Origin of the sequence: Caulobacter sp. Root655, from assembly GCF_001427665.1 — a bacterium.
In the GTDB taxonomy this organism is placed as follows: domain Bacteria; phylum Pseudomonadota; class Alphaproteobacteria; order Caulobacterales; family Caulobacteraceae; genus Caulobacter.
In genome coordinates this window covers 383,470-403,346 of record NZ_LMHC01000001.1, presented here as the reverse complement: position 1 = coordinate 403,346, position 19,877 = coordinate 383,470, and the positions used below count along the sequence as shown (strand labels likewise).

Annotated in this window: 16 protein-coding genes; 8 read left to right on the top strand and 8 right to left on the bottom strand. The window is 68.6% G+C overall.

All coding sequences use genetic code 11. From position 1 onward, the window contains the following. Positions 1 to 2: 2 nt before the first annotated feature. Together ASD79_RS01825 and def are read left to right on the top strand one after the other, a co-directional pair. Positions 3 to 269: a hypothetical protein gene (locus tag ASD79_RS01825; protein ID WP_056719346.1), complete on the top strand. Its 267-nt coding sequence runs from the start codon at positions 3 to 5 to the stop codon at positions 267 to 269. A gap of 64 nt (positions 270 to 333) precedes the next feature. Continuing rightward, positions 334 to 855 carry a peptide deformylase gene (gene def, locus ASD79_RS01820; RefSeq protein WP_056719345.1) on the top strand — a complete coding sequence of 174 codons (522 nt, stop codon included), beginning with the start codon at positions 334 to 336 and terminating at the stop codon, positions 853 to 855. Between the two features lie 228 nt (positions 856 to 1,083). On the opposite strand, the gene ASD79_RS01815 is transcribed toward def, so the two are convergent. Together ASD79_RS01815 and ASD79_RS01810 are read right to left on the bottom strand one after the other, a co-directional pair. Continuing rightward, positions 1,084 to 1,869 carry a SapC family protein gene (locus ASD79_RS01815; RefSeq protein ID WP_056719344.1) on the bottom strand — a complete coding sequence of 262 codons (786 nt, stop codon included), beginning with the start codon at positions 1,867 to 1,869 and terminating at the stop codon, positions 1,084 to 1,086. A 256-nt stretch (positions 1,870 to 2,125) separates the two neighbouring features. After that, positions 2,126 to 4,186 (bottom strand): TonB-dependent receptor, encoded by a 2,061-nt coding sequence (locus tag ASD79_RS01810; protein ID WP_056719343.1) that lies wholly within the window; start codon positions 4,184 to 4,186, stop codon positions 2,126 to 2,128. A 142-nt stretch (positions 4,187 to 4,328) separates the two neighbouring features. Here ASD79_RS01810 and ASD79_RS01805 point away from each other — a divergent pair, with 142 nt between their 5' ends. Then, positions 4,329 to 5,132 (top strand): phosphatase PAP2 family protein, encoded by an 804-nt coding sequence (locus ASD79_RS01805; RefSeq protein ID WP_056719342.1) that lies wholly within the window; start codon positions 4,329 to 4,331, stop codon positions 5,130 to 5,132. Between the two features lie 31 nt (positions 5,133 to 5,163). On the opposite strand, the gene aguB is transcribed toward ASD79_RS01805, so the two are convergent. The 3 genes from aguB to ASD79_RS01790 all read right to left on the bottom strand — a co-directional run bounded on the left by aguB (position 5,164) and on the right by ASD79_RS01790 (position 9,607). Next, entirely contained in the window at positions 5,164 to 6,042 is an 879-nt protein-coding gene (gene aguB / locus ASD79_RS01800; protein WP_056719341.1) for an N-carbamoylputrescine amidase, read from the bottom strand. Then, positions 6,039 to 7,043 (bottom strand): agmatine deiminase family protein, encoded by a 1,005-nt coding sequence (locus tag ASD79_RS01795; protein ID WP_056719855.1) that lies wholly within the window; start codon positions 7,041 to 7,043, stop codon positions 6,039 to 6,041. The genes aguB and ASD79_RS01795 overlap by 4 nt, the downstream gene beginning before the upstream one ends. A 146-nt stretch (positions 7,044 to 7,189) precedes the next feature. Then, positions 7,190 to 9,607, bottom strand: coding sequence for a TonB-dependent receptor (locus tag ASD79_RS01790; protein WP_156400362.1), 2,418 nt, complete (start codon positions 9,605 to 9,607; stop codon positions 7,190 to 7,192). Between the two features lie 195 nt (positions 9,608 to 9,802). Here ASD79_RS01790 and ASD79_RS01785 point away from each other — a divergent pair, with 195 nt between their 5' ends. Next, complete coding sequence (locus ASD79_RS01785) at positions 9,803 to 11,389, top strand: glycosyltransferase family 39 protein (RefSeq protein ID WP_082584769.1); 1,587 nt, start codon at positions 9,803 to 9,805, stop codon at positions 11,387 to 11,389. A 133-nt stretch (positions 11,390 to 11,522) separates the two neighbouring features. Here ASD79_RS01785 and ASD79_RS01780 read toward each other — a convergent pair whose 3' ends face one another. Together ASD79_RS01780 and ASD79_RS01775 are read right to left on the bottom strand one after the other, a co-directional pair. Beyond that, complete coding sequence (locus ASD79_RS01780; RefSeq protein ID WP_056719338.1) at positions 11,523 to 12,164, bottom strand: 3-oxoacid CoA-transferase subunit B; 642 nt, start codon at positions 12,162 to 12,164, stop codon at positions 11,523 to 11,525. Beyond that, the gene (locus tag ASD79_RS01775) at positions 12,164 to 12,889 is read right to left on the bottom strand and encodes a CoA transferase subunit A (RefSeq protein WP_056719337.1); all 726 of its coding nucleotides are present in this window, start codon (positions 12,887 to 12,889) and stop codon (positions 12,164 to 12,166) included. Before ASD79_RS01775 ends, ASD79_RS01780 begins: the two co-directional genes overlap by 1 nt. A gap of 96 nt (positions 12,890 to 12,985) precedes the next feature. Between ASD79_RS01775 and ASD79_RS01770 the strand changes: the two genes are divergently transcribed. The 4 genes from ASD79_RS01770 (at position 12,986) to ASD79_RS01755 (ending at position 19,023) form a co-directional block, all read left to right on the top strand. Beyond that, positions 12,986 to 13,597 (top strand): NAD(P)H-dependent oxidoreductase, encoded by a 612-nt coding sequence (locus ASD79_RS01770; protein ID WP_056719336.1) that lies wholly within the window; start codon positions 12,986 to 12,988, stop codon positions 13,595 to 13,597. 3 nt (positions 13,598 to 13,600) lie between these two features. Further along, positions 13,601 to 15,517: a monovalent cation:proton antiporter-2 (CPA2) family protein gene (locus ASD79_RS01765; protein ID WP_056719335.1), complete on the top strand. Its 1,917-nt coding sequence runs from the start codon at positions 13,601 to 13,603 to the stop codon at positions 15,515 to 15,517. A gap of 200 nt (positions 15,518 to 15,717) precedes the next feature. Beyond that, positions 15,718 to 17,295 (top strand): response regulator, encoded by a 1,578-nt coding sequence (locus ASD79_RS01760; RefSeq protein ID WP_056719334.1) that lies wholly within the window; start codon positions 15,718 to 15,720, stop codon positions 17,293 to 17,295. A 33-nt stretch (positions 17,296 to 17,328) separates the two neighbouring features. After that, complete coding sequence (locus ASD79_RS01755; protein ID WP_235524297.1) at positions 17,329 to 19,023, top strand: MFS transporter; 1,695 nt, start codon at positions 17,329 to 17,331, stop codon at positions 19,021 to 19,023. On the opposite strand, the gene ASD79_RS01750 is transcribed toward ASD79_RS01755, so the two are convergent. Beyond that, entirely contained in the window at positions 19,020 to 19,853 is an 834-nt protein-coding gene (locus tag ASD79_RS01750) for a serine protease (RefSeq protein WP_056719332.1), read from the bottom strand. The two genes, ASD79_RS01755 and ASD79_RS01750, sit on opposite strands and share 4 nt — an antisense overlap. Between the last annotated feature and the right edge of the window lie 24 nt (positions 19,854 to 19,877).

The following is a 19,877-nucleotide window of genomic DNA, read 5'->3' as shown; positions in this document are numbered from 1 at the left end:
GGATGATCTTCTTCGCCTGCGCCGGCGCCATCATCGCGTCGCTCTACATGCTGCTGACCCAAGGCCTGACCGTGCTCAACGCGCGACGCACGGGCGTGCTGGTCAGCAAGTCCTACGGCAAGGCCAAGGTCGAACGGGCGATCGACGCCGAGCGCTTCGAAAAGCTGCTGCAAGGGCGCGTGAAGGCTCTGAGCGGACCGGCCTTGATCCTGATCGGCGCCATCTGCCTGCTGGCTTGGCAAATCCTGAGCATGACCGTGTTGGGCTGAACGGCGCCCCGCGCCCTTAGGTCGCCTTGACCCCAGGCCGCGCGGCCCTTACCTGACACTTATCATGGCCATCCGTCGCATCCTCACCGTCGATAACGCCGCCGATCTGGCGGTTCTCAAGCAGGTCTCCAAGGACGTGCCCGCCGTCGACGACGCCCTGCGCGCCCTGATGGACGACATGCTGGAGACCATGTACGACGCCCCGGGCATCGGCCTGGCGGCCGTCCAGGTGGGCGAACTGGTCAATGTCATCGTCATGGACCTGGCCCGCGAGGGCGAGGAGCCCGCGCCCCGCCACTTCGTCAATCCCAAGATCACCTGGTCGTCCGACGAGCTGTTCGCCTACGAGGAAGGCTGCCTGTCGGTGCCCGACTATTACGACGCGGTCGAGCGGCCCTCGAAGGTCAAGCTGACCTATCTGAACTATCAGGGCGAAGCGGTGGAGGAAGAGGCCGAAGAGCTGTTCGCCGTCTGCATCCAGCACGAGATGGACCACCTGGCCGGCGTGCTGTTCATCGACCACCTGTCGCGCCTGCGCCGCGACCGCGCCATCAGCAAGGTCAAGAAGGCTCGGCGGGCGGCTTAAGGCCTCCCACCGCCGCTCATCCCGGCGAACGCCGGGACCCAGATGGAATAGCTCTGGGTCTGACGCCAAAGGCTCTGAGCTTATCCAATCATCCCCACCGCTATGGGATCTGGGTCCCGGCATTCGCCGGGATGAGCGGATTTTAGGTTCAGCCTTCAACCCCCAAACGAAAAAGGCGGCGGACCCTTTCGGATCCGCCGCCTTTCGCGACGCCCGAAGGCGCCGTGCTTAGTTCAGCGTGCCGGTCTGGACCTGGCGCTGGGAGGCCAGGGCGATCAGGCGGTCCCAGCCGGTCAGCGACACCAGGTGCGCGTAGATCTGGGCCAGGGCGCCGCTGGCTTGCAGCTCCTTGGTCTTCTCCGGCGACAGGGCGTTGAGCTTTTCTTCCGAGACGCCGAAATATTCGGCCACGGTCTGCGGCTCGCCCGGCTGGCCGTTGGCGCCCTGCGGCGTGAAGATCGCCTTCTTCAGTTCGAAGAGGTCGTTGTCCTTCAGCAGTTGCACGAACGAGTCGGTGCGGCGGCGTTCGACTTCGAAGTCGTCGCAGAACTTGATGCAGTTCTGGGTGTATTCGGTCGGCTCGCCCTTTTCGTCGAACAGCGGGGTGTCGCCGCCTTCGGCCAGCAGGCTGGAGCCGCGGTCGATGCAGACGATCAGACGGTCCTGCGCGTCGTCATTGGCCAGCACGAACGGATAGCGGCGGATATAGGCCGGGATGTAGGCCCCGATCTCGAAGGCGCCATCGGCCTTGACGAACAGGTTCTCGCCGGTGTTCAGGCCCATCACGGCCAGCGGCACGCGGTCTTCGCCGGCGAAGATGACCGGATAGGACAGCGCGGCCGGCGCGAATTCGGTGACCGCGAGCGGCACGGCGGTGCCGCTGAGGGCGAAGCTGTAGGGCTTGTCCTTGTGGACCAGGCCCAGCTTGGCGTGTTGCTCGCGGCTCAGGGGCTCCGGCGAGTTGTAGAACAGGACGTTGCCGGAGATCCCGCCGGCGGGTTGGGTCGTTTCCATGAACAGCTCGACAAAAGGCTAATGAACGGACGCCTATTGCGCTCAGGCGGCCTTTAAAGGTCCGGCGCTTCTAGCCGATCCGGAGGGGCCCCGCAATCAACCCCTCCGCCTTGGCGTTATGGTCCCGCTTGGTTCGCCCTGCGCGGGAGTTCCGCCCGCCTAGAGCATTTTCGAGCGAAGTGGATTCCGGTTCGCGTGAAGAAAATGCGCCAAAACAGAAATCTAGAGTCCCGGCCTGATGCAATCAGGTCGGGCTCTAGAACTTCCAGGCCACGCCCGCCCGCACCGATCGACCCGGCGACGGGGCGATGTCCTTGAGGAACGAGGCGTGCTCGCGGGTCTCCTCGTTGGTCAGGTTGCGGCCGTCGATGAACAGGCGCAGCGGCGAGTTCTCGATCGGCTTGAACGTCGCCTTCAGATTGACCACCGTATAGCCGTCGGTGGGCAGTTCGAAATCGGCCACCCGGTCCTGCTCGGCGACGCGGCGGACCTCCAGGGTGGTCTCGACGCGCGGGATGTTCCACACCACCGAACCGCCCAGCGACCACGGGGGGATGCGGGCCGGCACGCCCGCGTCGGTCTCACCGTGCACCCAGTCGAAGGTGGTTTCCAGGCGGATCGACTGGGTCGCCCCGCGCCAGGCGTCGTAGCTGGCCTCGAACTCGGCCCCGTGGAAGTCGGCCTTGGTCTGGAAGTACTGGTAGACGGGCAGGTCGTCCTCGACCGCGCCGGTCGGGGCCTCCTCGATGAAGCTTCCATACTTGGCGGCCCACAGGTGGCCCTCGGCGCGCAGGCGCTCGCCCTTCCAGCGGACGGTGGCCTCCAGCGAGGTCACGGTCTCGTTGTCGAGGGTGTCGTCGCCCACCTCGAAACCGCCAGTGCCCGGGTGCGGACCGTTGGCGAACAGCTCGAACTCGGTCGGGGCCCGGCCGTTGCGTGACAGGGTCAGGGCATAGAACAGCTGGTCGGTGGGCTTGAGGAACACGCCGAGCGAGGCCGAGATGTTGTCGAAATCGCGCTTCTCGTCGGGCGTCTTCAGCGAGCGGGTATCGAAGCGCAGGCCGGCGTCGATCCCCCAGGTCCCGCGGTCCAGGCGCTGCAGGGTGAAGATTCCGTACTCCTTGATGTCGGTCGAGGGCACGAAGGCCTCGTCGCCGATCGCCTCGAAGCTGCGCGACAGGGCCTGGAAGCCGATGGCCCCCTGGTGGCCGTCATGCTCGCGATGGACCAGCTCGACGCGTCCTTCCGTCCCGTTCGACAGGAAGCGGGTGCCGACCTCGCCGTCCTCGACGCTGACCTCGGCGTGCTCGTAATCGGCGTGGCCGATCGAGACCCGGACCTTCTCGAACCACGGATTGTCCAGTTCCTGCTCGCCGCGCAGGTCGTAGCGGGTCTGTTGCAGGTGGATGGAGACCGGGCCTTCGGCGTTGGGGTCGATCGGGGCCAGGATCTGCTCGTAGGGCACGCCGTAGGTGGTGTCGGTGCGCTTGACCGACACGCCGAAGAAGCCGCGGTCGTGGACGTAGGAGACGCCGGCCCCGTAGGCGTCGACCTCGACGTCGGTGTTCTTGACGGTCTTGTCGGGATCGACGGTCAGGCCGTCGCGGGCCGCCAGCCGGGCCGAGACCGGGGCGACGGGCACGTCGTAGTCGTCGGTGCGGCGGCTGGACAGGTCGGCGGCGAACACGAACGGGCCCTTCCCGGCCTTGATCGCGGTCGAGTAGGCGTAGCCGTCGTCGACCGACGAGGCCGAGGCCGACAGCCGGCCTTCGAAGCCGTTGGCGGCCGGCGTCGACGGCACGCGCTCGTCGATCATGTTGACCACCCCGCCGATGCCCGAGCCGCCATAGGCCAGGGTCGAGGGGCCGCGCAGCACCTCGATGCGCGAGGCCTCGCCCGGGTCGCTGGCCACGGCGTGGTCGGGCGACAGGGCGCTGGCGTCCACCTGGCCGACCCCGTTCTGCAGCACCATCACCCGGGGACCCGACAGGCCGCGGATCACCGGCCGCGAGGCGCCGGGGCCGTAGAAGGTGGAGCGCAGGCCCGGCAGGCCGTTGAGCATGTCGCCGATGCCGGCCGCCGGGGCGACGTCCAGCTGGTCGCGGGTGATGACATTGACGCTGCTGGTCACGGTGTCGAGCGACACGGCGTAGGGGGCGGCGGTGACCACGACCTTGTCGACGGCGTCTGGTCCCGCGCCCGCTTCGGGGGCGACGCCGGTGGCCACGGCGGCCGGGGTCTCGGCGGCCTGGGCCAGCGGCGCGACGAGGGCGACCGCCAGCAGGCTCGCGGCGGAGAAAAGGACGCGACGGGACATGGGCGAAATCCGACAAGCTTGGCCGAGGGAGCGACCGTTAAGATGTGTTATGAAATAACATATCTATCCGTCAAGGCGCTTCATGCCTTGACGCGGTCGATCGTCGCCGTTCTGTGAGCGGATGACCGGATGGAGACCGCCCGTGACCCGCAACGCCCTGCTCGCCATCACTCTCGCCGGCCTGCTGGTCGCCGGGTGCGCGCCGATCCGCGACGCCTTCTCCCCGCCGACCGCCGCCCCGGCCAAGACGGCCAGTTCGGCCAGCTGGACCACGCCGCCCAAGGGCTATCTGGGCCCCAATCCGGGTCTCGACGGCGCGACGATCCTCGGCCCGCCGCCGACCCCGGACTCGGCCCGGGGCAAGGCGGACCGGGCGACCTTCAACGAAACCCGCAAGCTGGTCGGCACGCCGGCCTGGGACAAGGCGATCGCCGACGCCGACCTGTCGGGCAAGCAGGGCTTCAAGAGCTTTTCCTGCGCCGCCGGCGCGACGATCAGTCCGGAGGCCACCCCCACCCTGACCCGCATGCTGCTGCGGATGACCGACGACGCGGCGACGCTCTACCAGCCGGCCAAGGCGGCGTTCCGGCGTCCGCGACCGCCGGTGGGTAACAAGAAGCCGATCTGCGTGCCGCGCGAGAAATGGATCGAGACCGACGGCTCCTATCCGTCCGGCCACGGGCTGATCGGCTGGTCGTGGGCCCTGGTGATCTCCGAGGTCGCGCCCGAGCACGCCAGCGCCGTCCTGGCGCGCGGACGCGAGTTCGGCGACAGCCGGATCATCTGCGGCGTGCACTTCCAGAGCGACATCGAGGCCGGCCGCTACCTGGGCTCGGCGATGGTGTCGAAACTGCACCAGAACGCGGCGTTCGAGGCGGATCTCGCCACGGCCAAGGCCGAGGTGGCGGCGTCGCGGACGAGCGGGGCCCCGACGGGGTGCTCATAACGAACCCTCTCCCATGGGGAGAGGGTGAGTTTTAAACCGGCCGCCCCGTCGCCAGCGCCCCGTACAGGTCCGGCCGGCGATCGCGGAAGAAGCCCCAGGCCGCGCGGTGGGTCCGCAGGAAATCCAGGTCGAAGGTCGAGGCCACGATCCCCTCGTCGTCCCGGCCCAGCTCGCTGACCAGATCGCCGCGATGGTCGGCGATGAAGCTGGAGCCGTAGAAGCTCTGGCCGCCGTTCGGATAGCCTTCCCACGGCTCGAAGCCGATGCGGTTGGCCCCGACCACCGGGATCACGTTGCTGACCGCGTGGCCCTGCATGGCCCGCTGCCAGGGCAAGGTCGTGTTGAGGGTCGGGTCGTGCGGCTCGCTGCCGATGGCGGTGGGGTAGAACAGGCACTCGGCCCCCGCCAACGCCATGGCGCGGGCGGCCTCCGGGTACCACTGGTCCCAGCAGATGCCGACGCCCAGGCGGCCGAAGCGTGTGTCCCAGACCTTGAAGCCGGTGTCGCCCGGCCGGAAATAGTACTTCTCCTGGTAGCCGGGGCCGTCGGGGATGTGGCTCTTGCGATAGACGCCCAGCAACGCGCCGTCGGCGTCGGCCATCACCAGGCTGTTGAAATAGTGCGGGCCTTCGCGCTCGAAGATCGAGATCGGGATGACCACGCCCAGTTCGCCAGCCAGGGGAGCGATGGCCTTGACCACCGGATGCTCGCGCCACGGATGGGCTTGCGCGAACCAGCGCTCCTCCTGCGTCACGCAGAAATAGGGCCCCTGGAACAGCTCGGACGGCAGGATCACCTGCGCGCCGCCGGCGGCGGCTTCGCGGATGAAGCCCTCGGTCTTCTTGATGTTGGCCGCCAGATCCATGCCGTAGGACGTCTGGATGGCGGCGACGCTGAGCGTACGGGTCATTCGCCGGGCTCCTGCTGGCTGATGCAGTGGAACGAACCGCCACCGGTCAGGATCGCGGTCGACGGCAGGCCGATCACCTCGCGCTCGGGGAACAGGCCGCTGATCACCTCGACGGCGAAGGCCCCCGACTCCTCGGCGTAGATCGGCACGATCACCGCCTCGTTGGCGATCAGGAAGTTCATGTGCGAGGCCGGGATGATCTCGCCGTCCTCGTCCAGGATGCGGCCCGGCGAGGGGATGCGCATCACCTGCAGGGGCGAACCGCGGCTGTCGGTCATCGCGGCCAGCGTCCTGGCGGTTTGCGCATAGACCTCGGCGTTGGGGTCGTCGGCTCCGAAGGCCATCGGGCAGGCCACCACGCCCGGCGCGACGAAACGGGCCAGGTTGTCGACATGGCCGTCGGTGTGGTCGTTGAGCAGGCCGTCGCCCAGCCACAGAAGCTTCTTGGCGCCCAGGGCGGCGGCCAGGGCGGCGCTGGCCGTGGCTTCGTCCCAGTCGGCGTTGCGATTGGCGTTCAGCAGGCACTGGCGGGTGGTCAGGATCGTGCCCGAGCCGTCGTGGTCCAGCGACCCGCCCTCCAGGACGAAGTCGTTGCGGGCCAGCGGCGCGCCCGAGGCGGCGGCGATCTGCTCGGCGACGATGTCGTCGCCCTCCATCTGGTACTTGCCGCCCCAGCCGTTGAACTGGAAGCCGGCCGCGACGGCCCCGCCGGCGGTCTCGATGAAGATCGGGCCGGTGTCGCGCAGCCAGATGTCGCCGAACTGGCCACGGACGATCTCGACGTCCGTGTCGCCCAGCAGGGCGGCGGCGGCGGCCTCGGCCTCGTCGCCGACCACCATCAGCCGCACGCGCTCGCCGCCGGGACCGGCCAGGGCGCGGGCCAGGGCGGCCACCTCGGCCTGGGCCTGGTCGAGGTCTTCCCGCCACAGCTCGGCGTGGCTGGGGAAACCCACCCACATGGCGCGGTGCGGAGCCCACTCGGCGGGAACGGTCGAAATCATGAACGGAACCTGGATCAAGGAGGGAGGCGCAAATGGGCCGAGATGGCCCTCGGGTCAAGCCGCCCTTCTAGCAAACTGGTGCGACAAAAGAAAAAGGGCGATCCGTTTCCGGACCGCCCCCATTTCCGTTCCGCTGCGGGTCGTTCTTAGAACGCGGCGTGCAGGGTGATGCTGGCCGTACGCGGATAGCCCGGTTGGCCCAGGCCCGTGCCCGACGGGTTCACCGCCAGGTCGCCGAGGTACTTCTCGTCGGCCAGGTTCTTGACGTTGATCTGGACGTACGTGTCCTTCAGGCCCAAGCCGTCCAACTGGTAGCGGGCGTCGAGGTCCAGCAGCGCGTAGCTCGGCACCTTCTCGGTGTTGGTCAGGTTGGTCCAACGCTCGCCGACATATTTGGCTTGGACGCCGACGCTGAGCGCTTCGGTGATGTCCCAGTCGACCCGCACGGCGCCCTGATACTTCGGGGTTTCGTACAGTTCCTTGCCCTTGGTCGGCAGCACCGAGTTCAGGGTGGTGCCGGGGATGTTCGCCTTCAGCTCGGAGTCCACGTACGAGAACGAGGCGTAGAAGCTGAGATATTCTTCCGGCTTGAAGCCGAACTGGGCGTCGAAGCCCTTCAGAACCACATCGCCGACATTGACCGAGAAGGCGATGTTGTCCTGCTCGTTGAAGGCGCGTTCGATGCGGTTGGTGAAGTCGTTGTAGTAGGCCGAGGCGGCCAGCAGGACGGTCGGCGACTGGAAGCGATAGCCCAGGTCGTAGACGTGGGCGATTTCCGGGTCCGGGTTCGTCAGCTTCTTATCGTACAGGTCGTCGGTGCGCGGCGCCGACAGGGTCTCGGCGTAGCTGAAGTACACCGACTGGCGGTCGGTCAGGTTATAGCTGACGCCGACGTTCGGCAGGACCTTGTCGTACTTGCGGGTGAACTCGCGCGGACGGCCGTACTGGTTGGCCAGGGGCTGACCCGGCAGGTTGACCAGCGTTTGGCCGTTGCCGTCGTTGGTGCCCGCGAGGGTGATCGGCGCCTGGTTGGTGCAGTAGGCGTTGAACGTATCGAGCTGGTAGCAGAAGTTGTGCAGCTGGCGCTTGAAGAACGGGGCGCGCAGACCGACGTTCAGCAGCAGCTTGTCTTCCATGAACCGGCCGCGGTACTCGGCCGAGAACTGGTTCAGGGTGGCGATCGAGACGCGATCGCGACGACGCAGGATGCTGCCGTCCGAGAGCTTGATCGACTTGCCGTAGCCGTCCTTGCCACCGAACACGTTGCTGGGCGTGCCGTCCGAGTTGAACGTCGTGTACTCGCCGGTCTGACGGTGATGGGCTTCGTCGTAGGTGTAGGCCAGGCGGAAGCTCTGATTGTCGGCGAACTTCCAGATCAGCGACGAGGTGACGCCGTAGCGGCGGGTGTTCGTCGTGTTCGGCGAATACAGCAGCACGGAGTCGAGGATGTCGCCGTCGCCGTTCAGGTCCTGGCCGCCGGTCAGGGCGCTGCCGCGGATGATGCCGTTGCCGGTGCCGTTGCCGTTTTCATTGAACAGCGTGCGACCGCCGCCGTTGGCCAGGGTGTACTGGAACGAGGGGTCGACGGTCAGGATGAAGCTGTCGCCGAGGTGGAACAACGACTGACCGCGCAGGTTGCCGGTGTTCGACGGGTTGATGTTGTTCTTGTAGCAGGTGCTGGCGTTGAAATCGACCTGAGCCGTGCCGGCGACCGGGGTCGGACGCGCGCAGGTGGCGCGGCTGTAGCCGATGCCGGTTCCGGCCTGGAACTGGGCCAGCGTCATGCGGTTGATGAAGTTGTTGCGGTTTTTGTTGTAGTTGGCGATCAGGCTGATGAAGTCGCCGTTGTCGCCGAACGGCTGATAGATTCGCGCGTTGTACTGCGTCTTGTGAATCTTGCCCGGGCCGTTGAACACGTCGTTGATGGCGTCGGCGGCGCTGAACCAGGCGCTGGTGCCCCAGGGGCCGATCTTGCCGGTGTCGATCACGCCGAAGAAGCGGCGGAAGTTGCCGTCGCCGGCCTGGGCTTCGAACACGCCACCGAAGTCGTCTTTCGGCTTGCGGGTCATGTAGTTGATGGTGCCGCCGGCCGCCGCGGCCGTGGGGCTGTCGACATCGGTGGTGCCCAGGTTGACGTCGACCTTGGAGATCAGTTCCGAGTCCATCTGCTGGTTCGGATAGATGGCGTAGTTGCCGCTGTCGTTCAGCGGGATGCCGTCTTGCAGCAGGGCGACGCGTTGCGAGTCGAAGCCGCGAATGGTGATGTCGCCGCCGGCCGAGCCGTAGGCGTCGTTGTTGGTGAAGTTGACGCCCGGCAGCAGGTTCAGGGAATCCAGGACGGTCTGGCCCGGCACTTGGCGCGCAATGAAGTCTTGCGTGATGGTCGAGCGCGACTTCGGAACCGTCTGCGCGACGATCGTGCCATTCTGGTTCTTGAGCGTCGAAGCGGTGACCACGACCTGTTCGACGGCCTCGGTGCCGGTCGATTGGGCCATGGCGGCGGTGGCGCTCAGCAGGCAACCGACCAGGGCGGTCGACGCCAGACAGGCGAGCTTTTTCGTCATCATTTTGATCTACCCCTCATTCCGGACGTGGCGGGGTGCATGAAGCCCATCTGACCACGTCATTGAGAGGCTCTTTAGCGGCGTATTTAGAAGGTTTGGTGACGGAATAGCCACGATCGCCGATAAACCCAACGTAGACGGCGCCGTTGCAACACATTTAGTCAGCGTCCTCTTACTTATGCGGGAGAAATCAGCGTGGCCCTTGATGAAATGGCGCGGCCGACCGAAGCGCGCGCCTGGCGGCTGACGCTGATTCTGGTGGGCGCCCTGACGCTATTCCGGGTGCTGGCGCTGTTCCTGACACCGCTGGAACTGTACCCGGACGAAGCCCAGTACTGGCTGTGGTCGCGCCACCTGGATTTCGGCTATTTCTCCAAGCCGCCGATGATCGCCTGGCTGATCTGGGCGACCACCCACATCGGCGGCGACGCCGAGGCCTGGTTGCGGATCAGCTCGCCCCTGCTCAACGCCGGCACGGCCCTGGCGGTCTCGCGCATCGCCGCGCGGCTCTATGGCGACCAGCGCGGGGGAACCTGGGTCGGACTGGCGGCCGCGGCGGTGTTCAGCCTGATGCCGGGCATCCAGCTGTCGTCGGTGCTGATCACCACCGACACGCCGCTGCTGTTCTTCCTGGCCCTGACGGTCTGGGCCTGCGTGGCCCTGCCCGCCGCCTCGCCCCGCGTCCGCGTCTGGGTGGCGGCCGGCATGGGCGCGGCGCTGGGCCTGGCGTTCCTCAGCAAGTACGCGGCGATCTACGCCCTGGCCAGCCTGGGCGCCCACCTGTTCCTGTCGCGCGAGGCCCGGCGGGCCTGGACCCCGGCCATGGCGGCGGCCTTCTTCGCCGTGCTGTTCCTGGTCTTCGCGCCGAACATGCTGTGGAACCTCGATCATCATTTCTCGACGCTGGAGCACACCGCCGCCAACGCCAACTGGAAGTCGGGCAAGCTGTTCAACCCGATGGAGCTGGTCCAGTTCGTCGGCTCGCAGTTCGGGGTGTTCGGGCCCGTGCCGTTCGCCGTGCTGGCGGTCGGCGGCCTGCTGCTGGCGGCGCGTAAGCGGTTGGCGCCGGCCGACGTGACGCTGCTGTGCTTCGCCCTGCCGCCGCTGGTCACCGTGGCGGCCCAGGCCTTCGTGTCGCGCGCCAACGCCAACTGGGCCGGCGCGTCCTATGTGGCCGGCTCGGTGCTGGTGGCGGCCTGGCTGCTGCGCTGGGAAGCCCGCCGCTGGCTGGTCGGCGGCCTGGCCCTGCAGGCCGTGCTGGCGGCGGTGTTCCTGACCTGGGTGATCAATCCGCGCACCGCCGAGGCGATGGGCATGGCCAACAGCTTCAAGCGGGCCCGCGGCTGGGACCAGACCGTCCAGGCGATCATCGCCCGGGCCGAGGAGGAGAAGGCCGGCAAGGGCCTGACCGCCGTGGCCGTCGACGACCGCTTCCTGTTCAACGTCGCCGCCTATTACGGCCGCGACTATTTCGGCACGTCCAAGGCCCCGCCGCTGCGGATGTGGGTCCACGAGATCGCCGCTCGCAACCAGGCCGAGGCCGAGGCCCCGATGGCCGAGCCCCTGGGCCGGCGGGCGCTGATCGCCAGCCTGGAAGGAACCTATCGCGGCAAGATCCAGCAGGATTTCGCGGCGACGTCGGACCTGCAGATCGTCAGTATACGGCTGGACAGGAAGCGCTCGCGGCGCACGGATCTGTTCATCGCCCAGGGGTTCGCGCCCGTACCGCGCGATCCGGTGACCGGGCTGCCGCCGGATACGCCGTGGAAGGCGGAGAAGTAAATCCTCCCCCCGTGGGGGAGGCGGCCGAAGGCCGGTGGGGGATTTTTAGGAAGATCGCCTCAGATCGGATCGCCCGCCGATCCCTCCCCCCACCGATCGCTTCGCGATCACCTCCCCCACAGGGGGAGGCTTGCTAGACCCCGACCTCGAAGTCCGCCTCGGTCTTGGCCCGGACCTCGTCGACGCTCACCCCCGGGGCCAGCTCGATCAGCTTCACCGGCGTCTTGCCGCGGTTGATCTCGAAGACGCCCAGTTCGGTGATCAGCAGGTCGACCACGCCCGCGCCGGTCAGCGGCAGCGAGCAGCGGTGCAGCAGCTTGGGCGCGCCGGACTTCTCGCAGTGGTCCATGACCACCACCACCCGCTTGACGCCGGCCACCAGGTCCATGGCCCCGCCCATGCCCTTGACCATCTTGCCGGGCACCATCCAGTTGGCTAGGTCACCGTTCTCGCCGACCTGCATGCCGCCCAGGATCGACAGGGCGATGTGGCCGCCGCGGATCATCGCGAAGCTGTCGGCCGACGAGAAGTACGAGCTGGAGTCCAGCTCGGTGATCGTCTGCTTGCCGGCGTTGATCAGGTCGGCGTCCTCCTCGCCCTCATAGGGGAAGGGGCCCATGCCCAGCATGCCGTTCTCGCTCTGCAAGGTCACCGACATGCCTCGCGGGATGTAGTTGGCCACCAGGGTCGGGATGCCGATGCCGAGGTTCACGTAGAAGCCGTCCCGCAGCTCCTTGGCGGCCCGCTCGGCCATCTGGTCACGCGTCCAGGCCATTACACGGACTCCCCAATCTTCTCGTCACGAGGACGGGTGGTGACCCGCTCGATGCGTTTCTCGAACCTGGCGCCCTGGATCAGGCGGTCGACATAGATGCCCGGCGTGTGGATACCGTCCTTGTCGAGCGCGCCGATCGCCACGATCTCCTCGACCTCGACGACGGTGGCCTTGCCGGCCGTGGCCATCATCGGGTTGAAGTTGCGGGCGGTCTTCCGGTAGACGAGGTTGCCCTCCGCGTCGGCCTTCCAGGCCTTGACGATCGACAGGTCGGCGACCAGGCCGCGCTCCATCACATAGAGCTCGCCGTCGAAGTCGCGCACTTCCTTGCCCTCGGCGACCAGGGTGCCGACCCCGGTGCGCGTGAAGAAGGCGGGGATGCCCGCCCCGCCGGCGCGGATGCGTTCGGCCAGGGTGCCCTGCGGATTGAACTCCAGTTCCAGCTCGCCGGACAGGTAGAGCTGTTCGAACAGCTTGTTCTCACCCACATAGGACGAGACCATCTTCTTGATCTGGCGGTTCTCCAGCAGGATCCCCAGGCCGAAGCCGTCGACGCCGCAGTTGTTGGAGACCACCGTGAGGTCCTTGACTCCCGCTTCGCGGATCGCCGCGATCAGGTTCTCGGGAATGCCGCACAGGCCGAAGCCTCCGGCCATGATGGTCATGCCATCGAACAAAAGACCCGCCAGCGCTTCGGCGGCTGTGGACTTCACCTTGTCGACCATGGTTCCTCCCGGAGCGACGTTCGCCGATTGCTCTGAGCCGCCGGCCGAAGAAATTCAACCCTTGATGAATAAAATTTCGATGCTTGGAGTGGCGGCGTGACGGACCAGCTTGAACCAGGGGAAGTTAGCACCGGGACGGAAGCGGCCGCCACCTCGGGCGTGCTGCTGACCCTCGCCCACCCGGCGCTTGAACGCTCCCGCGCCAACCGCGCCCTGGCCAAGGCCGCCAAGGGGCTGGCCGGGGTCACCTTCCACGACCTCTACGAGACCTATCCCGACTTCGCGATCGACATCGAGGCCGAGCAGGAAAAGCTGCTGGCCCACGACGTCATCGCCCTGCAGTTCCCGCTCTACTGGTACTCGACCCCGGCCCTGCTGAAGGAGTGGTTCGACCTGGTGTGGCTGCACGGCTTCGCCTACGGCATCGACGGCAACGCCCTGGCCGGCAAGCGCCTGTTCGCCGCCTGCACCACCGGCGGGGCGGCCAAGGCCTATCACGCCCACGGCTACAACCGCTTCAGCATGGACGACTTCCTGCGCCCGCTGGAGCAGACGGCCTATCTGTGCGGCATGGTCTGGGAGACGCCCTTCGTGGTGCATGGCGCGGCGCTCAAGAACGACGAGGACCTCAAGGCGGAGGCCGGCCGCTACAAGGCCCGCATCGCCTCGTTGATGACCACGCCGGCCGACGCCGAGATGGGGGCGTAGGAGATGCCTTTCCTGTTGCAGGCCCTGGTCTATCTCGGCGCCGCCGTCATCTCCGTGCCGATCGCCAAGCGCCTCGGCCTCGGCTCGGTGCTGGGCTACCTGATCGCCGGGGTGCTGATCGGCCCCTTCGCCCTGTCGCTGGTCGGCGAGCAGACCGACGTCATGAAGTTCGCCGAGTTCGGCGTCGTCATCCTGCTGTTCCTGATCGGGCTGGAGGTCCAGCCCTCCACCCTGTGGGACATGCGCAAGGCGATCTTCGGGTTCGGCGGCGCCCAGGTGGTCGGCACCTCGGTCGCCATCGCCGGTTTCTCGATGCTGCTGGGGCTGCCCTGGCAGACGGCCCTGGCCGTCGGGATGGTGCTGGCCATGTCGTCCACCGCCATCGTGCTGCAGACCCTCGACGAGAAAGGCCTGAGGCAAGGTCCGGTCGGCCGCGCCGCCTTCGGGATTCTGCTGCTGCAGGACCTGGCGGTGATCCCGATGTTCGCTCTGCTGCCGACCCTGGCGACCATCGCCCCCAGCGTCCACGCCGAGGCCGCCGGCCACGGCGGCGGCAGCCTGGTGGCCCACCTGCCGACCTGGGCCCAGGGCCTGTCGGTGCTGGCGGCCGTTGGCATCGTGGTCGGCGGCGGCCGCTACCTGGTGCGGCCGATCTTCCGCTTCATCGCCGAAGCGCGGTTGCGCGAGATCTTCACCGCCGCCGCCCTGCTGATCGTGGTCGGGGTGGCCAGCATCATGCAGATGGTCGGGCTGTCCCCCGCCCTGGGCGCCTTCCTGGCCGGCGTCGTGCTGGCCGAAAGCGAGTTCCGGCGCGAGCTGGAAAGCGACATCGAGCCGTTCCGCGGCCTGCTGCTGGGCCTGTTCTTCATCACCGTCGGAGCCGGCATCGACCTGGGCCTGGTGGCTCGCCAGCCCCTGGTGCTGATCGGCCTGGTGGTCGGGCTGATGAGCCTGAAGTTCCTGGTGATGTTCGGCCTGGCCCGGCTGTTCGGCGCGCCGGCCCGAGGCGCGGCGGCGGTCGCCACCGCCCTGGCCCAGGGCGGCGAGTTCGCCTTCGTGCTGCTGACCTTCACGGTCGGGGCCGGCGTGATCGGCGCCACCCTGGCGGCCTTGCTGACCGCCGCCGTCGCCGTCTCCATGGCCCTCACCCCGGTGGCGATGATCCTCTACGAGCGGATCGCGGCGATGATGGACGCCGCCATCCCCAAGGTGGTCCCCGACACCGGCGAGTTCGACGACAGCGAGCCCGACATCATCATCGCCGGCTTCGGCCGCTTCGGCCAGATCACCGGCCGCCTGCTGACCGCCAACGGCTTCCGCTCGACGGTGCTGGACAGCGACATCGAGCAGATCGACCTGCTGCGCCGGTTCGGCCGCCGGGTGCACTATGGCGACGCCACGCGGATGGACCTGCTGCGGGCCGCCGGCATCGAGCGGGCCCGGATGCTGATCGTCGCCCTGGACGACCGCGAGAAGACCGTCGAACTGGTGGAGACCGCCCGCAAGGCCTATCCTGACCTGGTGATCCTGGCCCGCGCCTGGGACCGTCGCCACGCCTACGACCTGCTGGCCAACGGCGCCGACGCGGTGGAGCGCGAGACCTTCGAGTCCGCCCTGGCGCTGGGCACGACGGCCCTGCAGAAGCTGGGCTACCGCGCCCACCGCGCCTATCGCGCCGCCTCGTTCTTCCGCCGCCACGACCGCAAGTCGTTCGAGGAACTGCGCCCGATCTGGGGCCAGGAGGAGGCCTACATCCTGGCCTCGCGCGACGCCGCCCAGACCATGGACCGCCTGCTGGCCACCGACCTGGCGCGGCTGCGGCCCGGCGACGCCGGCGGGGCGTGGGACACCGCCAGCCTGGACGAGGAACTGAAGGAGCGGGCCGAACGGGACGCGTCAAGGCGCGAGGGGGCGAAGTAGAAGTCCAAGTCCTCCCCCTGTGGGGGAGGTGGCGCGCAGCGCCGGTGGGGGGAGCGATCCCACCTCCACCAACGTCCCCCCACCGATCACTTCGTGATCGCCTCCCCCACGGGGGGAGGACTTTAAGGGCGCGCCCGCCTACCGAACTTCGTTCCGCCGCTTGACCCGTCGTTAAGCCGTGGGCGCTAGGATCGTCGCCCATGAGCAACCGTCCTTCCTCCACCGGGGTCACCCCCGAACAGCTGGCCACCCTCAGCCACGAGTTCCGCACCCCGCTGAACGGCGTGCTGGGCATGGCCCGGCTGCTGGAGGGCACGCGCCTGACCGCCGAGCAGCGGGCCTATGTCGCGGCGCTGCGGGAAAGCGGCGACCACCTGCTGTCGCTGGTCAATGACGTGCTCGACTTCGCGCGGCTGGGGGCGACGGCGATCGACCTGCACACCGCCCCGGTCGACGTCGAGAACCTGCTGCGCCAGGTGTCCGAGCTGCTGAGCCCGCGGGCTCACGAAAAGGGCGTCGAGATCGCCTGGGCCGCCGCGCCGGGCCTGCCGACCATCCTGGCCGACGAGGGCCGCCTGCGGCAGGTGCTGCTGAACTACGCCGGCAACGCCATCAAGTTCACCGAAACCGGCGGAGTGCTGCTGAGCGCCGACCTGACAGCGGGCGGTCGCGTCCGCTTCTCGGTCCGCGACACCGGGCCGGGCGTCGAGCCCGAAAAGCGGGCCGCGATCTTCGAGGCCTTCGTCCAGACCGACCCCTCGCACCAGGCCCAGCTGGGCGGCGCCGGGCTGGGCCTGGCCATCGTCGCCCGCCTGGCCGCCGCCATGCGGGGCGAGGCCGGGGTCGGCGGCGAGCTGGGCCAGGGCGCCGACTTCTGGTTCGAGGCCCCGTTCGAAACCGCGCCGGAAGGGCTGGCCGAGCTGCCGCTCGCCAACCTGCCGCTTGGGGGCCGCTGCGTGGCCATCGCCTCGCCCAACGCCATGATCCGCGAAGCCGCCATCCGCCAGATCCGGGCCAGCGGCGGCCAGGCCCTCTCCGGGTCCAGCGTCGCCGAGGCCCTGAAGGGCGCGCCGGCCGAGGCCGTGCTGCTGCTCGACGCCGTGCTGGCCGGACCGCGCGGCGCGCTCAGGCCACCGGCCGGCCGGGCCTGCGTGGTGCTGCTGACCCCCGATCAGCGCGATCGCATCGGCAAGCTGAAGGCCGCCGGCTTCAGCGGCTACCTGATCAAACCGCTGCGCCGCGCCTCGCTGATCGCCCAGGTGCTGGAAGCCAAAATCACGAGGGTTGGGGCAGCCAGCCGCACCACCTCGGTCGAGGTCGCGACGCCGACCGCCTCCCGGGCCCCCGACGACGACCGCATCGCCCCGGCCGCCGCGCCCGGCGTCCGCGTGCTGCTGGCCGAGGACAACCCGATCAACGCCCTGCTGGCCCGCGCCCTGCTGGAGCGCGAAGGCTGCAAGGTCGACCGCATCGCCAGCGGCGACGAGGCCGTCTCGGCCCTGTCGCGCGGCTTCTACGACCTGATCCTGATGGACCTGCGGATGCCCGGCCTGAACGGCATCGAGGCGACCCGGGCCCTGCGCGAACGCGGCGTCAACACCCCGATCGTCGCCCTGACCGCCGACGCCTTCGACGAGGACCGCCGCGCCTGCCTGGCGGCGGGCATGAACGACTTCCTGGCCAAGCCCCTGACGCCGTCGGCGTTGCGGGGGGTGCTCACCAACTGGACCGGGCTCGGCTGGACGAAAGCCGCGACGCGCGCCAAGGTCGCCGGCTAAGGCGGGGCGGTCCCCGCACCGGGGAACGCCATCGTGAACACCACGCCAACCGAAAAGAAGCTCACCATCCTGGGGGCCTTCGCCGACCGTCGCATCCTGGTGATGTTGGCCCTGGGCTTTTCGGCCGGCCTGCCCAACTTGCTGGTCTTCGACACCCTGTCGGCTTGGCTGCGTGACAGCGGCGTCTCGCTGGAGGTCATCGGCTTCTTCAGCCTGGCGACCATGGCCTACGCCGCCAAGTTCCTGTGGGCGCCGCTGGTCGATCGGGTGCGCATCCCGTTCCTGACCAAATGGCTGGGCCATCGCCGCTCATGGATGCTGGTGGCCCAGGCCTGCGTGATGCTGGGCTTGTGGCTGATCTCCGGCCAGTCGCCGATGACCGGCCTGGGGGCGATCGCCGCCATGGCGGTCTTCGTTGGCTTTTCCGGCGCGACCCAGGACATCGTCATCGACGCCTGGCGCATCGAGGCCGCCGAGAACGAGCGTCAGGGCGCGATGGCCGCCGCCTATCAGTGGGGCTACCGCATCGCCATCGTGGTGGCGGGGGCCGCTCCCCTGCTGCTGGCCGAGGTCCGGGGCTGGAACTTCTCCTATGCGGTGATGGCCTGTTTGATGCTCATCGGCGTGCTGGGCGTGCTGGGCGCGCCCCGTGAGAAGGCCCACGTCATCCGCCCGATTCACACCGAAGGCGTGCCGGCCCGACCGGTGCTCGACGTTGTCGAATGGATCGTGCGCGGCGCGATCTTCGTGGTCGGGGCCCTGATCGCCGGGTCCGGACTATCAGGTAACCCAACCCCGTTGACCCTGCTGGGCTCGGCCGACGCCTTCGGGCTGGCCGACGCATGGAAGACTCCGCCGATCGGCACGTTGCTGCAGTTCACGGCCGTGGTGCTCGGCCTGGCGATCATCGTCGCCGCCTGCTGGCCGATCCCCCGCACCCCGACCCGGGCCGGCGCCTATCTGTCGCAGTCGTTCGGCTCGCCGCTGATCGACTTCTTCCAGCGCTACAAGGGCACGGCGGCTTTGATCCTGGCCCTAATCTGCCTCTACCGCCTGTCGGATTTCGTTCTCAACATCATGAACCCGTTCTACCTCGACCTGGGGTTCAGCAAGGTCGAGATCGCCGAGATCCGCAAGGTGTTCGGCATGCTGATGTCGATGCTGGGCGTCCTGGCCGGCGGCATCTCGGTGGCGCGGCTGGGGCTGATGCGCTCGCTGGTGATCGGCGCCTTCGCTGGGCCGCTCAGCAACATGGTCTTCGCGTGGCTGGCCATGCGCGGCCACGACGTCGGGGCGCTGGCCATCGCCATCGGCTTCGACAACATCGCCCAGGGCTATTCGGGCACGGCCTTGATCGCCTACATGTCCAGCCTTACGGGCCAGGGCTTCACGGCCACCCAGTACGCGCTGTTCTCATCGCTCTACGCCCTGCCGGGCAAGGTGATCGCCACCATGTCGGGGCGGATCGTCGAGGGTTCGGCCCGGGCGGCCGAGCTCGGCGGCCCGTTGGCGATGTTCAAGCCGTTGTTCGGCGCCATGACACCCGGCTCGTTGGTGTCGGGCGCGGCCAAGACCGGCGTCTCGCCCGCCGCCCTGGGCAGCGGCTACCTGGTTTTCTTTCTCTACTCGACCGTGATCGGGGTGTTCGCTGTTTTCCTGACCTTCGCCGTGGCGCGGCGGGAAAAACGAGCGGCCGAGATTCCGCCGGCCGAGGAACCGATAGCCTAGACCTTCAAGCACACCACCTGGGCCACCCGCAGGTCGCGGCGCAGGCCGTCGGCGACGCGGCCGTAGTTCTCGGTGGTGATCTGCTCGCCCAGGGCGAAGCCGGCGGTGCGGCGGCGGCCCTGGACCAGCAGGTCGCGGACGGTCTCCGGCGCGGTCGTGTAGATTCGGCCCCGGCGCGGCGACTCGGCCACGGTGACCCCGATCACCCGCCCGGCGCTGTCGAGGGCCGGGGCGCCCGACAGGCCCGACAGCGTGCCCTTCAGGGTGTCGGTGCGGCCGACCTCGGCCCAGACCAGCACCGGTTCGGTGCGGGCCCCGCGCCCCCGGATCACCAGGTTCTCGCGGCCCAGAAGGCGAGAGGTGACCTCGCCGGGATGGCCCTGCGGGAAGCCGGGGTGGAAGGCGCGCTCGCCCCGGCGCGGCGGGTCGCCGACGCCGCGCATCGGCACGGCCGGAGCCCCGCCCTCGGTGGTCAGGATGGCGGCGTCGCCGGCGGGGTCGAGGGTGATCCTGGCGGCCACGCCCCGGCCGTCGGCGACGACGATGGCCGCCTCCTTGCAGCCGTCGACCACGTGGCGGGCGGTCAGCCACGAGCCGCCGTCGTCGACCGAGAAGGCGGTGCCGCTGCCCGGCTGGCCGTTGTCGGGCACCTGGACGACGATCGACGGGTCGAACGGCGAGGCCGGGCCCAGCGGCAGGCCTTCGCCGCCGGGCACGGGCGGCGGCGGCGACGGGGCGTCGGAACGCTCCTGCCGGCCGACGGCCACGACCAGCAGGGCGGCGACGACCGCGCCGTAGATCAGCCAGTCCGGAAGTCTCGGGAAATGCACTGGATCGCCCCCGGGTCCCCCGCC

Coding starts and splice junctions, on each gene's coding strand:
- ASD79_RS01825 (WP_056719346.1), top strand. CDS start 3: ATGATCTTCTTCGCCTGCGCCGGCGCCATCATCGCGTCGCTCTACATG.
- def (WP_056719345.1), top strand. CDS start 334: ATGGCCATCCGTCGCATCCTCACCGTCGATAACGCCGCCGATCTGGCG.
- ASD79_RS01815 (WP_056719344.1), bottom strand. CDS start 1,869: ATGGAAACGACCCAACCCGCCGGCGGGATCTCCGGCAACGTCCTGTTC.
- ASD79_RS01810 (WP_056719343.1), bottom strand. CDS start 4,186: ATGTCCCGTCGCGTCCTTTTCTCCGCCGCGAGCCTGCTGGCGGTCGCC.
- aguB (WP_056719341.1), bottom strand. CDS start 6,042: ATGACCCGTACGCTCAGCGTCGCCGCCATCCAGACGTCCTACGGCATG.
- ASD79_RS01795 (WP_056719855.1), bottom strand. CDS start 7,043: ATGATTTCGACCGTTCCCGCCGAGTGGGCTCCGCACCGCGCCATGTGG.
- ASD79_RS01790 (WP_156400362.1), bottom strand. CDS start 9,607: ATGACGAAAAAGCTCGCCTGTCTGGCGTCGACCGCCCTGGTCGGTTGC.
- ASD79_RS01780 (WP_056719338.1), bottom strand. CDS start 12,164: ATGGCCTGGACGCGTGACCAGATGGCCGAGCGGGCCGCCAAGGAGCTG.
- ASD79_RS01775 (WP_056719337.1), bottom strand. CDS start 12,889: ATGGTCGACAAGGTGAAGTCCACAGCCGCCGAAGCGCTGGCGGGTCTT.
- ASD79_RS01765 (WP_056719335.1), top strand. CDS start 13,601: ATGCCTTTCCTGTTGCAGGCCCTGGTCTATCTCGGCGCCGCCGTCATC.
- ASD79_RS01760 (WP_056719334.1), top strand. CDS start 15,718: ATGAGCAACCGTCCTTCCTCCACCGGGGTCACCCCCGAACAGCTGGCC.